General features: G+C 42.2%; 14 protein-coding genes and 5 pseudogenes. 17 read left to right on the plus strand and 2 right to left on the minus strand.

Features of this window, described 5'->3' with window-relative positions:
- Nucleotides 1–393 precede the first annotated feature (393 nt).
- From BM124_RS18015 to BM124_RS18030, 4 genes and pseudogenes are all read left to right on the plus strand, one after another.
- A complete protein-coding gene (locus BM124_RS18015; RefSeq protein WP_093339822.1) occupies nt 394–699 on the plus strand; it encodes a hypothetical protein in 306 nt (101 codons plus the stop codon).
- A gap of 15 nt (nt 700–714) precedes the next feature.
- A complete protein-coding gene (locus BM124_RS18020) occupies nt 715–1389 on the plus strand; it encodes an OmpA family protein (protein ID WP_093339826.1) in 675 nt (224 codons plus the stop codon).
- A gap of 31 nt (nt 1390–1420) precedes the next feature.
- A complete protein-coding gene (locus BM124_RS18025; protein WP_093339828.1) occupies nt 1421–2446 on the plus strand; it encodes a hypothetical protein in 1026 nt (341 codons plus the stop codon).
- A gap of 97 nt (nt 2447–2543) precedes the next feature.
- Nucleotides 2544–2813: pseudogene (locus BM124_RS18030) on the plus strand (DinB family protein); the annotation flags it as partial.
- A gap of 166 nt (nt 2814–2979) precedes the next feature.
- Here BM124_RS18030 and BM124_RS18035 read toward each other — a convergent pair.
- A pseudogene (locus BM124_RS18035) lies at nt 2980–3507 on the minus strand (transposase family protein); the annotation flags it as partial.
- 260 nt (nt 3508–3767) lie between these two features.
- Here BM124_RS18035 and BM124_RS19565 point away from each other — a divergent pair.
- The 12 genes and pseudogenes from BM124_RS19565 to BM124_RS19415 form a co-directional block, all read left to right on the plus strand.
- Nucleotides 3768–4220, plus strand: a pseudogene (locus tag BM124_RS19565) (ATP-binding protein); the annotation flags it as partial.
- Nucleotides 4221–4650: 430 nt separating this feature from the next.
- Nucleotides 4651–5241: a TetR/AcrR family transcriptional regulator gene (locus BM124_RS18045; RefSeq protein ID WP_093339834.1), complete on the plus strand. Its 591-nt coding sequence runs from the start codon at nt 4651–4653 to the stop codon at nt 5239–5241.
- Between the two features lie 252 nt (nt 5242–5493).
- Nucleotides 5494–6699 (plus strand): MFS transporter, encoded by a 1206-nt coding sequence (locus BM124_RS18050; RefSeq protein WP_244504406.1) that lies wholly within the window; start codon nt 5494–5496, stop codon nt 6697–6699.
- A 63-nt stretch (nt 6700–6762) separates the two neighbouring features.
- Entirely contained in the window at nt 6763–7080 is a 318-nt protein-coding gene (locus BM124_RS19400) for a hypothetical protein (protein ID WP_244504407.1), read from the plus strand.
- A 374-nt stretch (nt 7081–7454) separates the two neighbouring features.
- Nucleotides 7455–8027, plus strand: coding sequence for an NADPH-dependent FMN reductase (locus tag BM124_RS18055; protein ID WP_093339836.1), 573 nt, complete (start codon nt 7455–7457; stop codon nt 8025–8027).
- A gap of 169 nt (nt 8028–8196) precedes the next feature.
- The gene (locus BM124_RS18060) at nt 8197–9600 is read left to right on the plus strand and encodes an MFS transporter (RefSeq protein ID WP_170841227.1); all 1404 of its coding nucleotides are present in this window, start codon (nt 8197–8199) and stop codon (nt 9598–9600) included.
- A 78-nt stretch (nt 9601–9678) separates the two neighbouring features.
- Nucleotides 9679–10008 carry an antibiotic biosynthesis monooxygenase family protein gene (locus BM124_RS18065; RefSeq protein ID WP_093339839.1) on the plus strand — a complete coding sequence of 110 codons (330 nt, stop codon included), beginning with the start codon at nt 9679–9681 and terminating at the stop codon, nt 10006–10008.
- Nucleotides 10009–10104: 96 nt separating this feature from the next.
- Nucleotides 10105–10248, plus strand: a pseudogene (locus BM124_RS19405) (chromosome condensation regulator); the annotation flags it as partial.
- Between the two features lie 194 nt (nt 10249–10442).
- Nucleotides 10443–10648: pseudogene (locus BM124_RS18075) on the plus strand (hypothetical protein); the annotation flags it as partial.
- Nucleotides 10649–11302: 654 nt separating this feature from the next.
- Nucleotides 11303–11857, plus strand: a complete 555-nt coding sequence (locus BM124_RS18080) for a restriction endonuclease (protein ID WP_093339841.1) — start codon at nt 11303–11305, stop codon at nt 11855–11857.
- An 807-nt stretch (nt 11858–12664) separates the two neighbouring features.
- Nucleotides 12665–12967, plus strand: a complete 303-nt coding sequence (locus tag BM124_RS19410) for an alcohol dehydrogenase catalytic domain-containing protein (RefSeq protein WP_244504408.1) — start codon at nt 12665–12667, stop codon at nt 12965–12967.
- 137 nt (nt 12968–13104) lie between these two features.
- Complete coding sequence (locus tag BM124_RS19415; protein ID WP_244504409.1) at nt 13105–13656, plus strand: zinc-binding dehydrogenase; 552 nt, start codon at nt 13105–13107, stop codon at nt 13654–13656.
- A 2-nt stretch (nt 13657–13658) separates the two neighbouring features.
- On the opposite strand, the gene BM124_RS18090 is transcribed toward BM124_RS19415, so the two are convergent.
- Nucleotides 13659–14240, minus strand: coding sequence for a hypothetical protein (locus tag BM124_RS18090; protein WP_093339844.1), 582 nt, complete (start codon nt 14238–14240; stop codon nt 13659–13661).
- A gap of 425 nt (nt 14241–14665) precedes the next feature.
- On the opposite strand from BM124_RS18090, the gene BM124_RS18095 reads away from it, so the two are divergent.
- A complete protein-coding gene (locus tag BM124_RS18095) occupies nt 14666–14935 on the plus strand; it encodes an ArsR/SmtB family transcription factor (protein WP_093339846.1) in 270 nt (89 codons plus the stop codon).
- Nucleotides 14936–15085 lie beyond the last annotated feature (150 nt).

Here is a 15085-nt window from a genome sequence, read left to right on the forward strand (position 1 = left end):
CTTCTGTGCCTATAGAACAAACACCAATAGTGCCGAGGCGGCGTTCATTTTTTCCATTCGGGCCCAGACCCAGCTAGGGAGCTTAGCCGCCCCCCACCACATGGATACGCCGGACGAAGGAATGTATGGACCTTCAGCCAGTGATATATGGGAGGGTTAGCGACCATGTGCGATGTGGGTGATTTCCAAGAGCACGGTCATACACTAATTTACCAACAAATTCCTGTCTGGACAGATGGAAGGATTCTGTACTGGATCAAATTGTTATAGATAACAATTTATGTTTCCGTGAGGTGGGAACGCACCTATCTGGTGATCATTGATAGGATAGAAATACGGAGAAAACAAGAGCATGTGGGAGAATAATTAATTACAAAGAGAGAGGGGATGCGTATGTTAGTAAAGATATTAAATGTATGTGTTGTTTTATTTATTGGTATGGTATTTATTCCCTTTCTTATGGCTGGTTTCACGCCAGGTGTGGCAGAAGACTTCTTTACTATTTCATGGTTGAGTGTATCCTTGAGGATTTTGCTATTTATAGTAGGTATTGGATCAATTACCAATTTCGTTCACAAGTATTTTGAGGAAGACCAAGTGAGGCTTGTCCACTTTCAAATGGGCCTAATGATAACAATAGTCGGTCTTTTGTTCTATGAATGGAAAAACGACTGGCCGATTATCCGTTCATTTTTCTAAAACAGGGAGGATATCATGTTAAAAAAATCAGGAATGCTATTCTTTTTACTTGTGATAGTTTTGGCTGCCTGCACCGGAGAGGATGAACCTGATTCATCCGGTAAACCAGCAGCCGACACAGGGGAAGAAGAAGCGCAGGAGCAGGAGTCAACCGATGAAGCGCAGTCGGAAGAGGAAGAGCAGGAAAAAGATAAAGAAGACTCTGGTTCTTCTTTTGATTATTCACCTCCCGATGTGTCTGCTCCTGAGGTATCTGCACCTGAAGTATCAGCTCCTGAAGTGAGTGCGCCGGAGATCACCGTTCCAGAAGTAGGGGTGAGTATGGGAGAGGAAATCACGATTAACGTACCGGATCATCTCCTGTTTGACTTTGATGAGTCTACGCTTCGTGATGATGCACTGGCTTTACTGGAAGAAATCAGCGGGGAGCTGGAGCAATATGAAGCAGGGGAAGTCAAGATTCATGGGCATACCGACAACCAGGGAGAGGCGTCATACAATCAGCAGCTCTCCCAGGAACGTGCAGAAGCGGTGGAGGCTTACTTTGTAGAAGAGGAAACGATGGATGATTTCGACTTTTCCACGAAAGGATTTGGGGAAACGGAACCGGTTGTCTCCAATGATACCGAAGAAAATCGTGCGAAGAACCGACGCGTGGAAATAATTGTTAAACCAGAAGAGACGGAATGAAGCACGGAAGCTGGAGAGAGGGGAAGACGATATGGGAAAAAACAGTCTGTTTTTTATGAGTCTGCTCGTGATGATTGTGGGAGGGACCGCATGCAGTTCAGAAGATCCGGCAGCAACAGAATCTTCTGATCAGACAGAAACAGTGGAGGACGTTACGGAGAAGGAAGAAGCGGAGAAGCAGGAAGAAGGCAGTACAAAAGAAGAAAAAGGGATGGAAAATCAGGGGGATCCTCGAGTGGACATAAATGGGAAGATTGTGTTCAGCCGGGATAATGATACCGTCCAAATCGAAGGAACAACCAACCTAATACCGGGCGCGGATTTGACTGTAAGCTTTGATGCGGTAAAAAATATATTGTTTTCGAACTGGACAAACATCACGGTGGAAGAAGATGGATCTTTTTCCGGTGAAGTAGACTATCCGAATGTTGATGAACCACTGGATCTCATGATTACATACAGCCCGGACGATCAGAAGGAAGACATAGTAGAAGCTTACGGGGAATATGGAGAAAACCTGGAAGGACCGTTTGTTCGAATCGACCCGGATGAAGAACGGGAAAACGGCGAACCAAAGTATATTCTTTACACCGATTACGTTTTGGGGGAAGAAGATCAAACGATAACGATAGAACCTCCTGGTAACGAGCCACCCGAAGATTATGGAGAGACGGAGGCATGGCTGGACTTTGACGCAGAAAGAGAAGGTGACTTTGTATACATAGAAGGACAGAGTAATATTCTGCAAGGTGCGAAGATACTAGCCAGTATTGATGCAGATAACTACATTATTTCGGGTTATAACGACTACGACTATGTTCGGCCGGACGGAAGTTTCCGGATGCGGGCACCTATTCCAGGTGAAGACAAGCTGGGTGAAGACGCTGATCCGTACGTCAGTGTAAAGATGAGAGCACAAGAACAACCGCCCTACATTCAGGAAGTGTACGGGGAAACGGGAGGAAATCTGCAGGGATCGATGGTCAAAGAAACATCAATCGATTGGTATGGTGTAGTCAAGGAAGTTAAAATATCTGAGTTGTCCGGTTCAGAATAAATGATGGCTTGGGTCATCGTGTGAAGGTCTAACGTTATGGAGAGAAGAAAGCCGGCAGGTAATAAAGCTGCCGGTTTTTTAGTAATAATGTAAGCGTCAAATAGAACCCACCTTTAAAGAGGTTAGTTCTTACACAGCCCAAATGATTAAACAACAATGGACAGATGATACCTTGAAGCAAGTACAAAATGCATTCGGAAGACAGCAATCAAATGCTTTAATCCTCATGGGACTAATTAAGCACATTATTCATCATCGTGGACAATTAACAGTCCTTATGCGTCAAGCAGGGGTAAAACCTTTTGGAGTTTACGGACCACCAAAAGAAGATTGGGTTCATTTAGGTGAGGAGAATCCGCCACTTTAATAACAACATGTTATATGATTTCCAATATTAAATAAAGTTAAGCCAAGGATCTTCTAGAAACGGGCGCCTATCTGGAATAAGGAACTAGCGCCCGTATCCATACTTAGAGCCAAATGGTGGAGTAATTTGTGTCAAAATTTAAGCTGGACATGAATAGGGGAGTATGTAGTTGATGAGCAATATGACTAATGAAGAGGACTTGATACTTCCCATGATCTGTATCTCCTTTATACTCATCGATGGCAATGACCTCGGGTAGTTCCTTCACTTCCTGGATCATGGGCGCTGCCAGACGGTCAAACCGCCGCATAGCTGTTGAAGGGGATGTATGAAACTGGTCTGCGGTATCTTTAAAATTCTTACCCTGAATGGTTCGAAGACCTAATGCTTGATTCCATTCCACTGTGTGACGTTGATAACGATCCACCACACGGGTCTTTTCCGGAAACTTCTTCCCACAGGAACAGGCATAACGCCGCTTTCGGTAAAATAGGTACGATGTCCGTTCAAACATCTTCAAATGTTGGATCTTCTGTATATGGTAGTCATGAACACGGTTGGTCCTTTCCCCGCATGCCGGGCATCTGTGCGCTTTTCGTTCCTTTTCCACATGGATATAATACGTAGACCCTACTGTCTCCTTTTTCATCATGTTGAATTCTTCTAAACCGGGTAAATTCATGGTAAAATGCATAGATACGCAACTCCTATCCTTTCTTGTTTCTCGACAACTCAAGTATAAAGGATAAAGGAGCTTGCGTATTTTTTAAGTACGAAATTGTCTTAAAACCCCAACATTTATTTTAGAGCCAAGAAAAACACGCTTTTAAGGAAGCAGGAGACAGCACCATTCGAACCTATGTCAAGGAATGGAGAGAAATATATCATATACCAAAAACGGTGACTTACCGGTCTTTTGAGGCTCTGGAAGAATCACCGCAGGGACAACAGATGCAGGTCGATTTTGGGGAACAGTGTTCTCTCAGTCAGAGACAGCTCCGGCAGCTTCAGGAATTAACCTGGCTTGAACAGACGTTTAATGTCGTATTTTTGGGGCCGCCCGGGGTCGGCAAAACACATCTGGCTATCGGGTTAGGGGTCGAGGATATTTACCAAGGGCAGAAAGTGTCTTTTGTGTCTATGGGGGAGCTCGTCACTTTACTGAAAACGGAAACCTATGTCCGCAAGTTTCAGCTTCGTTTGAAACGAATTCGGGAAGCCGATCTGGTCAAAATGGATGACTTAATGTATATGGCCATGGACCATCATGAAGCGAATCTCTTTTTCCATCTCGTCAATCATCTGTATGAACGAAGTTCCATTATTCTAACCTCCAACAAGGGACCAGAGAATTGGGGAGAGCTTCTGGGAGATCAGGGCATTGCGACGGGGCTGTATCAAAAGGTACAGCTCCTTTTCAATAATATAGAAAATTCACCTCAGGCAGAAACGGAAGGCGGCGACGCCAGCGGGAAGAGCAGCGGCCGAAGATCCCATCAAACGGCGGTTTTACCGTTTGATGTAGCTGAGGCGCTGCCCGCGGCAAGCGTCCGCCTGCAGTGGATGCCTTAACGCTTAATGGCTTTTGATACAGCTCCTTCTCCATCGATCAGAGGTCATTCATTTGGATGGCGGGAGTCATCGTATCAAATACCGTGAAACGTTGTTCGATGAAAAAAGTGTTCAAAATAACTGAGCAAAAAGTGTTTAAAATAACTTGACGGTTACAATCGCAGCCGTCCATTTTGATTGATCACTTGACAATCAAAGTAGGATGTTATATATTTATGACAGTCACTAGTGACAGACATTAATTAAAAAGGGCGATGTTGTTCTAATGAGTGTTAACAGAAAACAGGTCACTTCTGATAAGATTATGACTGCTGCTATCGACCTTATGGCAGAACGAGGCTACAATGGCGTAACGACCGAAGACATTGCAACAAAAGCCGGGTTTACTGAAAAAACACTATTCAGGCATTTTCAGAGCAAACAAAATTTGTTAGAGTCAGCTTTTCATCGTTATCATTATGCAGAAGAGATGAAAGACATTTTTGCAGAAAAAGTCATTTGGGACCTCCAGGCTGACTTGCACATGATTTCCCAAAACTATCACAGGATCATGTATCAGAATCGGAAAATGATCCAAATTAGTACAAAAGAGGCTAAGAACCTTCCGGGGTTTCAGGAAGATACACATAAACACCCGGAGCAGTTAAAAGCGTTTTTAACCGAATACTTCGAAGAAATGTATAAAAAAGGGAAAATTGTTCAGGTCGATCCCGAAGGAAAAGCTGTTGCCTTTCTGTATATGAATTTTGGTGCAGCAATGGGCCGGATGAACAATGATCCCATCCTCAACGCCTTTTCCATTGAAGCTTTTATTGAAGAAAGTGTTTCGATATTTACTAGGGCTTTAACCCCCTAGTAATTTTTTAAAATGCTTATGTCAGTCTGTAGTGACTGTAAAAAATGATTAATTCATTATTTAGAAAGGTGATATTAAATGGAGATGAACGAGGTGCAGCAATAGTTTGGAGATAAATTCACTCATTCTAAAGTTGTAGAGAAAGAACAGCGAATTGGCCGATGTAATTAGCGTATTCAATGTAAAATAATTGCAACGGATCCATCAACTTAACAGAAGAGATTTTAAACCTGGAAAGGCGAAAGGGTGAGAATGATGACTAATACGGGAAATGATCAAAGTAATATTGAAACGCCTGATATGACGACCAATGCGCCGCCTCGCGCAGGTTGGAAGGAATGGATAGGGCTCGCCGTTTTAGGGTTGCCTACGCTACTCCTTTCCCTGGATTTTACCATGCTTCACCTGGCGCTTCCTCATTTGGCTGCAGACCTGAATCCCAGCAGTACTCAGCAATTATGGATTCTTGACATCTATGGGTTCATGATTGCCGGTTTTCTTGTCACGATGGGTCCGCTGAGCGACCGACTCGGCCGGAGGCGGTTGCTAATGATAGGGGCAAGCGCGTTCGGTGCCATCTCCTTACTGGCTGCCTTCTCAATCAGCGCTGAAATGCTTATCGTGACTCGCGCTTTGCTTGGGATAGCAGGGGCGACTCTGATGCCATCCACGATTGCCCTGATTAGTAACATGTTCAAAGATCCCAAACAGCGCACAATGGCCATCAGCTTATGGATGGTTTGCTTCGCTGCTGGAGGTGTACTTGGTCCGGTTGTTGGCGGGGTATTGTTAAATTTCTTCTGGTGGGGATCAGTGTTCCTGCTAGGGGTGCCGGTCATGGTGTTGCTCTTATTGACTGCGCCATTATTGTTACCCGAGTACCGAAACCCCCAAGCCGGACGATTGGATCTGATCAGCGTCGCACTGTCACTGGGTGCTATCCTACCGGTGATTTATGGTGTGAAGGAAATCGCCAGGAATGGATGGCAGGTGTCTCCGGTTTTTACTGTTGTTGCCGGTGCTGCAATCGGGTGGATTTTCATGCGGCGACAGAACAGACTTGGTGATCCACTGGTGGATCTGGAACTATTCAAAAACCGTACCTTTAGCGGTGCCCTCGGTATGCTGTTACTAGGAATGATCACAATCAGCGGTTTCGTACTGTTGTTCGCACAATACCTGCAATTGGTCGAGGGATTGGCATCGTTTCAAGCAAGTTTATGGATGATTCCCTATGCCGTAGGAAGCTTTATCGGTATCATGGTGGCGCCAATCACTACGCGCTGGATACCACCTTCCTATGTCATCAGTATTGGGCTGGTTATTGCGAGTGCTGGGTTTATGATGATTACACAGGTCGATGTCACCTCCGGACTAACCATCCCGGTGATTGGTAGTGTGCTCCTCACGATTGGTATTGGTCCAATGCAAGTGTTAACGATGGACATCATTATCTGATCTGCCCCGTCGGAGAAGGCAGGCGCAGCATCATCGTTATCCGAGACATGCGGAGAGCTCGGCATGGCACTGGGCGTTGCCATTCTAGGGAGCATAGGCACTGCAGTGTACCGTCAACAGGTGGATGTGCCCGCCAATGTATCGACTGAGGTAGCTGTGGCTACCCGTGACTCCCTCGTCAGTACCACGGCAGCTGCCGAGAAACTTCCTACTGAGCTTGCAGACGTGTTACTCAATGCTCGCGAGGCCTTTATGGCCGGCTTGAACGTTGTCAGTGTTGTCGGTGCAGTCATTCTGCTTGGTCTTTCAATTCTAGCCATTATTCTTTTCCGACATGAACCTCTTAGCAGCGCGACTGATGATGTGACTCATTTCGATTGAGTTATTAAATACTTTTAAGGAACCACCGAGTGGAACAAAAATAACCTAAATAATTTGAGGAGAAATAAAATATGCCGATCATTGTTGAAAATCAACTTTTTACGGTAATGGTTGGATTCAAATAATTCAGGATTATTCTGTAATCTTTCATGCGAGAGGGGAGGTACACGGTATTGTGAACCACGGGCACTAGGCTGTTAAAGAAGCCTGACTAGAAAGTTCTCAGGCACATGATTTTGACATAGCCAAAGTATCAATCGCTGATGTTATTAAACATGTGGAAGAAAAATACCTTTAGTCAAAAAATCAGTTAGTTATTCCAAGGGTGTTGCCCTTAATTATCTCACAATAAATTTTTTTAGGAGGCATTTAACATGAGCAAAATAGCTATCATTATTGGAAGCACACGTCCGGGTCGTAAAGGAAAGGCTGTTGCACATTGGGTATACGACATAGCCAAACAGCGCAGTGATGCTGAATTCAAAATCGTGGACATTGCCGATTACGATCTACCATTGCTTGACGAACCCATGGGTGCAGCATCGGGACAGTATACAAAACAACATACAAAGGCTTGGTCTAAAGAAATTGACATGTTTGATGGTTTTATCTTTGTCACGCCTGAGTATAACCATGCCTTATCGGCTGCTCTAAAGAATGCCCTCGATTTCCTGTATAAAGAATGGAACAACAAGGCAGCTGGCTTTGTTGGATACGGTGCCGCTGGGGCTACAACGGCGGTTGAAAACCTTCGGATGATTATGGCTGAATTACAGGTCGCCGACGTGCAAGCCCAAGTTCGACTTTCACTCTTTACCGATTTTGAGAATTTTAGTGAGTTAAATCCAGCTGCCTTTCAAGAGAAATCGGTTCACGCCATGATTGACCAAATCATCGCCTGGAGCGATGCGTTGAAAACTTTGCGGGATACTGAAGGAAAAGACTGAACAATATGATACTAAACTAGATGAAATGAAAGGAACAAAGCTATGCGGGGTCATTGTACCAATTTTTTGTACGGTGCCCCCCTTTAATTTTTTCTCTACCATTCTTTAAAACAAAATGACAGTCAGTGGTGACAACTATTATATAATATTTAATCAGAAAGGAGAAATAATGGGACACAAGGTACAGCAACAAACAGAAAATAAATTGATGCGCGTTTTGATGTTCACGCTTATTCTATCCGTGATGAGTGCAACGATGTTTAATGTCGTGCTTCCCGAGATCGTGGCAGATCTTGACCTTTCCTATGCACAGGTAAGTTGGGTTTCATCAGCCTACATGCTGATTTATGGCATCGGAACAGTCATTTATGGGAAGTTGGCCGATAGCTATAAGCTCAAAAATTTGTTGACGTTCGGACTGATCTTTTTTTCTCTTGGCTCTATGATTGGCTTGATTTCCCAAGCTTATTGGATGGTGCTCCTTGGACGGATTTTACAAGCCGTGGGCGCATCGGTTATTCCAGCAGCTGCAATGATTATTCCGGCCCGCTATTTTCCGCGGGATAGGCGCGGTCATGCTCTGGGGGTCGTAGCTGTCGGTCTGGCACTTGGCAGAGTGCTGGGTCCCATTGTTCCCGCTTTCATTGTCAGCATTGCTGATTGGCGATGGTTGTTTTGCCTGCCCCTTTTCACGCTGTTTCTGTTGCCGTTTTACCGCAAATATTTAGATGATGAACAGGGGCAAAAGAGCAAACTCGATTGGATAGGAGGTGGGTTGCTAGCCGGAACCGTTGCGCTCTTGCTTTTGTCTGTTACGAAAGGGGGATGGATGCTGACCGTCTGCTGCATGATCTTGTTCGCGTTGTTCATCATACGTATCCGATCTGCTGCAGAACCATTTGTTCAAGCTCGCCTGTTTCAAAATAAGCGTTATTCCCTTGGCCTGGTTATTCTGGTCCTCGTTGTCGGCAGCGGATTCTCGCTCGTTTTTCTAACACCGCTGATGTTATCCGATGTCTATCAATTGAATCCACAGCTGATTGGCCTAGTGATGGTCCCGGCAGCCATCATTTCGGCTGTTTTGGGAAGAAAAGGCGGCAAGTTAGCGGATGTCAAAGGAAATGCATTCTTATTCTACCTGTCATCAGCGTTGGTGTTGACTAGCTTTGTGCTGCTATCGTCCTTTGTGGGAAGTTCACCGGTTTTCATAGCCATCTTTTTGATCTTTGGTGATGTGGGGTTAGCGTTCATACTCATTCCAATGCAGAACTCGGTTTCCCAAACATTGCCGAAGGAACAGATCGGGATAGGCATGGGTATTTTCTCAATGTTGAACTTTATGACGGGCAGCGTTTCAGGTGCTATTTACGGCAAAGTGGTTGACCAGGGAGCCGCTGTTAGCTGGAATCCCGTCACTTTGTTTTCGGAAGGGTTCGTTTACGGTAATATTTATTTCATCCTTGCGATTGTACTTGCAAGTACAGTATTGCTTTATTATTTCCAGTTTGAGAGAGCAAAAGGTACCTGTTCTAAAATACTGTATAAGCCAAGTCATGAGGAACAAAGTCAGTAACGTTATGCAAGGTAAGGTCTGGGAACTGCCAACGTGTGGTAGAAACCCCAAACCAAAAAGATTTGAGGAGGAATAGAAATGCCGATAATTAATGAAAAAAATCAACTTTTCACCGTAATGGTTGTATTCGAAGTCGATCCGGAATACCAACATGCCCTGATTGAGGGAATTACTGAACAAGTCACACAGCACTTTAAAGGAAATTCTGGGTTTGTTTCAGCAAGTTTCCATGTAAGTGAGGATGGAAGAAAGGTTGTTAACTACGCCCAATGGCGTTCAAGAGAGGCCTGGGAAACCATTACCAGTGACGAAAGTAAGACGGCTGTGATCGTTGAAACAATCGAACGCTGTGGTGTCAAGTCATTCTATAACGAGGTCATCCGTGTTGAGCGAGTCATCGAAAACTAATGAAAAAAAGAAATTGTAAGTTCAATAGGGGGGTTTAAAACTTCTGTTGATTATATCATTGGGTCTGAACCTGAAGATTTTAATTTGCTAGTAATTATTGTGGCGATAGCAGCGGGTTGTGCTCATACTCTTGGTCTTAAATCAGACGGCACAATGGTTGCTGTGGGTAATATTGAATATGGCCAATGTGATGTAAGCGGTTGGCGTGGCCCCAACTGTCTAGCAATTAGATTTCAATGAATTGATCGATATTGGCAGGTGGTTGACCTAAAAGCACAAATTATGCCGCAATCGGGTGCTTTTAATAAGGGATGGCGCCAATTTCACATATAAGGGCTGGATTGTGGGGCAACTCTTTTTAAATATAAGAACAAATGTTTTATAATGGGTCTTAAGAGTAAATAATCAATTCAATTGATTATGGAGGAATTACATTGTATGTAACGATTGCAGACTTTATAAAAGAATGGAATAAGGAAGCCATGCTAACTCAAAACGTTTTGGATGGTTTGACAGATGAATCTTTATTATTGAACAACAATGGACAGACAAATCTTTAGAGCAAATACAAGAAGCATTTGGAAGACAGGAATCCAATGCTCAAATACTGATGGGACAAATCAAACATATTGTTCATCATTGTTGAATCATTTGCTTAAGCAAAATCATAAGTAAAATTAAATGAGCCATTAAAAAAGCAGGGTCAAAAAGGGTGTGACAACTAAAATGGGGGGAATCCATGTGAAACGAGAATGAATCGGTTCACGGCGAAGACCTAGCCCAATTTTGTATACACTCTCTCTCAGAGGTAAACCAAACACTTGATGTTGGCGGTCCCGAAATACTTACATATGAACAAACTGATCAACTCGCATTGGATAAGAAGGAACACATTATACACATTCCGGCCGGTTTATTAAACTTCGTTTCGCTGGGGATGAAATTGTTCAGCAAACATAATTATGGGGTGTTACGTTTTTTTATGAACGTGATGACTCATAATGTGACCGCGCCAATGTACGGAAAACATAAATTTAAAGATGCGTTTCATGAGATTATTTAATAAGACCTGTTCCTCTGTTCAAGAATTGGGCGCGATTGTGGAAAGACCATAGATTTAAACGACTTTATTGTTACATCCATGAAGTGTTATTCAGCAATTGCACCAAAAATTAAACAACTTTATTGTCATTACACACAAATGGACATCGCTCGGGGTACCCCACAGAGATATTCAAGTGGATTGGGGATTTATAGGGTATTTGTTTGCTGATGGGACATTTTTGTAGAACAGGTGGAGAAAAATGAAAGAGAAAGAATCGAATCATTAGCAGGTTTTATTGTTATTGGATCTTTTCTATTAATCTTATGGCAGACAGGGTCCTTTGGGTTGTTGGTCGCAGCAGGTATTGCCGCATTTCTGTTGATCGTGGTTTTCATCCTCGGCATGGAAATGACCAAAAGAAAACGGATTCGACAATCCGGAATTCATGATGTGGACCGAATGAGCGGAAAAACATTTGAATTGTTCCTGGAAGAGCGGCTGAAACAGGACGGGTATAAAGTAAAGCAAACAGCCAAGGGAGCGGATTATGGTGTGGATTTATTACTACAAAAAGATAAAACCATCATCGCCGTCCAGGCCAAGCGATACCAATCCAATGTAGGGGTAAAAGCCGTCCAGGAAGTCCGAAGTGGAATGGATTACTATCAAGCGAATCAAGCGTGGGTTATCACGAACAGTCATTATACATCCAACGCTTATCGCTTAGCCGACAAGAATAAAGTCACTCTGATTGACCGGAACCAATTGATCACTTGGCTTTTCAGGCAGAAAAAAAGCGGATAAATGATAGAGAATGATTCTCTTTTATAGCAACAAATAAAAGTCTATTCATGGTATCATAGATGATAGATGCAACGGGATTTCCCTTTAAGGATGGGCGACCACTCCCCAAGTAGGAAGGGGGTGGTTCTATGTCTGATTATCAACTTATCATGATAATGCTAACTGTATTGCTTATTGTGGTGTCAGGCAGAAAGTAAAACCCCATCCTTAAATTAGAGGGGCAACTCTAAAAAAGGATGGGGTTTTTTATAAACCATTGAAATAGTTGCCCTCTTTGAAGGGCCGTTCGCATCGTACAAGAGGTAGGGGCAGTTACCGCTGTCCCTGCCTTTTATTATACCCTTACTGTACCACATTATGATGCTAACATCAAAAATATATTCATGACTTTGTTTTAACTGTAAAGAGCCCGTATCAAACCCTCTACGAAACATTTCAATGGTGGGATTAAGATTCAGTTTACGATGGACGTGCTGATGAGTGACAATAAAGTTGTTCAATTTACAATAAAGTCGTTTTTAAACAAATAAGTCATTTAAAAATGATTATCAACCTTGGGCATTTCTTAATTAGGTGCTTTATTTGCTGTATTTGATGCACTCCGACGAGTTAACAAAAATTTGCTTGAAAAAACGATACGCAATGAAACTTTAAAACAGTTAGTCCTAAAGCATTGTTTTTTATTTCACACCTTCAGGCACACTTTATTGTGGAGAACCTTCTCGGTAATATATTTCCAGATATCGATGAATCATGTAAATTAATTTAGACTAAAAAGAACAATGATCTTAAAAAAGGTGGGATAACTTGGAGAATACATCATTAAAATATAAAGCATTTGGTGATCCTTTAAATGAATTGAATTTATGTCAAGATGCTGTTCACCCTTTAGATCCCAATGAAGTATTGGTGGAGATGATTTCTAGCCCTATTAATCCTTCTGATCTCATACCTATTAGAGGTGCCTACTCGCACCGGATATCTCTTCCATGTATAGGTGGTTATGAGGGAGTTGGTAGAATTGTAAAGGTGGGTAACCAAGTTTCCCCCTCATTAATCAACCAAAGAGTTTTACCGTTAAGGGGGAAGGTACATGGCAAAAATTTGTAAAGTGTTCATCTGAACTAATTGTTAAGGTTCCCGATGCTGTAGACGATGACACAGCTAGCCAATTATATATAAATCCGCTAACTGCATGGGTGATTTGTACCGAATACCTGAATTTAAAATTAGGCGATGTTGTGGTTATGAATGCCGGTGGGTCTTCTATTGCTCGTATATTTACTCAATTATCAAAAATTTTAGGGTTTAAAATCATTCTAGTAATAAGAAATGAAATACATAGAGAAGAATTATTGAATTTAGGGGCTTGGAAAGTTATTAATTCTGCATTATCTAACGTTCATGAAAATATTATGAGTTTCACAGGCTGTATAGGAGCAACAGTTTCAATAGATTCAGTTGGTGGTGAAAGTGGAGAATTACTAGTAAAATGTCTAAGACAAAGCGGTAAGTATCTTAGCTTAGGATTATTGTCTGGTATCCAAGTTAACTGGAAGAAAGTGAATGAAGAATATGGAATTAAAACATTGTTATTCTCTTTAAGGTTATGGAACCGTAGTATTTCCGTAACTGATTGGCATAAAAAGTTTAACGAAATTATTGATCTAACAACAAATAATAAACTTAAGCTATCTACTATTAATAAAAAATATAGCTTTACTTATTATAAAAAAGCAATTCACCACGCTCAACTTCCAGCATTGAAAGGGAAAATATTATTAACCCACACAAACTAAATTTACAAAGAGAAAGGATAGTATTTTGATAAATTTAGAACTACATCCAATATGTTCGACAAAACCACGATCTCTTTATGGGTCAGGTATTGCGTGGTCAATTCATCATTAATAGCGATGGAACGGCTGACTGGGTGCGATGTTTCAGAAGCGGGGGATTGGTACTGCTTCAAAACCTCTGCATGAAAAGCTGGGTGAACATAATAATCCCAGTCATAAGCAAGCTGACATTGCTGCATCCAAGATATTTCATCCATATCCCGGTCATGAACAATCAAGGCGTGACCATGCAGCAAATACGCAGGGTAGATTGTTGCGTTCGGGGGTAATACAAGGATAATCTGCCATGACAGATGGGAAAGATCGGAGAGATGGAAGCGGATCTCCTCAACGGTAACCTGGATATAATACAACACTTTACGCTCGGGGCGAAGAAAAACGGCTTCTTCCACATTCGGCGACTTCATTGTATAATCGATTTTTTCTGCGTAAGCAAGGGCATCGTCTTCGCAGGCGCCTGTGTCTAAGAGAAGAATCGGTTTGGTGGTTGGATGGTCTTGATGTTCCTGGTCATCATAGGTCACTGCCAATTTCTCCTGCTTTCTTGATCTATTGCTTTCTGTACTGAACATGGTGCTGTTTCATCTATGGTTACTGCAGATGAAAGTAAAATAACCAAAATTGTTGCAGTTTATGAGAATAGGTTTATTTTACCTCCATGTGGTCGTTGCCGAGTGTTGTTGAGTCGCATTAAAAACCCTGATATCAATAAGGTTTTTAATCGTAATATCATACGTCGATTTGTAAATTTTTGTTTTTTGCATGTGCTGTATCAGATTTTACAGCACCAAAGGTGTATAGGATATCCAATAGGAGCGGTTCCGTAAGATAAGACCATCTTGCCAGCAATATTTCATGACTTAAAGCGCCTCTTTTGACAAAGTGAATTTTATTGTTTATTATATCGATAAATATAAAGATATAATAAATTAATGAAGGATGGTACTAGATGAATAATGATAATGAAGCAATAAAAATATTCAAAGCACTCGGCGAACCAACCCGGTTAAATATTGTAAAGCTATTATGCGATCATAAAGAATTAAGCTGTACCGAGATTGGGGAGCATTTGGATTTTAAAGGCTCGACTCTTTCGCATCATCTAAAACAGCTTGTCGACTGCGGGGCATTAAGGCTGTCACGTAAAGAAGGGACCTATCATTTTTATCAAGTTAATCAGGACACATTAAAGCGTCATGTTGTACTCGGGACAGATTGAATTTTAGGTTATTGTTCGATAAATATAAATACATTAAATTATGTTTTTAAATGAATATACTGGACCCAAGATTTCAGACACGAAAAAAGGATGTGTTAAGGTGTGGGTATGAAACGTAAACGATATACCCCAGCATTCAAAGCGCAGATT

The organism is Salibacterium halotolerans (assembly GCF_900115625.1).
GTDB classification, from domain to species: Bacteria; Bacillota; Bacilli; order Bacillales; family Marinococcaceae; genus Salibacterium; species Salibacterium halotolerans.

Coding starts and splice junctions, on each gene's coding strand:
- BM124_RS18015 (WP_093339822.1), top strand. CDS start 394: ATGTTAGTAAAGATATTAAATGTATGTGTTGTTTTATTTATTGGTATG.
- BM124_RS18020 (WP_093339826.1), top strand. CDS start 715: ATGTTAAAAAAATCAGGAATGCTATTCTTTTTACTTGTGATAGTTTTG.
- BM124_RS18025 (WP_093339828.1), top strand. CDS start 1,421: ATGGGAAAAAACAGTCTGTTTTTTATGAGTCTGCTCGTGATGATTGTG.
- BM124_RS18045 (WP_093339834.1), top strand. CDS start 4,651: ATGAGTGTTAACAGAAAACAGGTCACTTCTGATAAGATTATGACTGCT.
- BM124_RS18050 (WP_244504406.1), top strand. CDS start 5,494: ATGATGACTAATACGGGAAATGATCAAAGTAATATTGAAACGCCTGAT.
- BM124_RS19400 (WP_244504407.1), top strand. CDS start 6,763: ATGGCACTGGGCGTTGCCATTCTAGGGAGCATAGGCACTGCAGTGTAC.
- BM124_RS18055 (WP_093339836.1), top strand. CDS start 7,455: ATGAGCAAAATAGCTATCATTATTGGAAGCACACGTCCGGGTCGTAAA.
- BM124_RS18060 (WP_170841227.1), top strand. CDS start 8,197: ATGGGACACAAGGTACAGCAACAAACAGAAAATAAATTGATGCGCGTT.
- BM124_RS18065 (WP_093339839.1), top strand. CDS start 9,679: ATGCCGATAATTAATGAAAAAAATCAACTTTTCACCGTAATGGTTGTA.
- BM124_RS19415 (WP_244504409.1), top strand. CDS start 13,105: ATGAATGCCGGTGGGTCTTCTATTGCTCGTATATTTACTCAATTATCA.
- BM124_RS18095 (WP_093339846.1), top strand. CDS start 14,666: ATGAATAATGATAATGAAGCAATAAAAATATTCAAAGCACTCGGCGAA.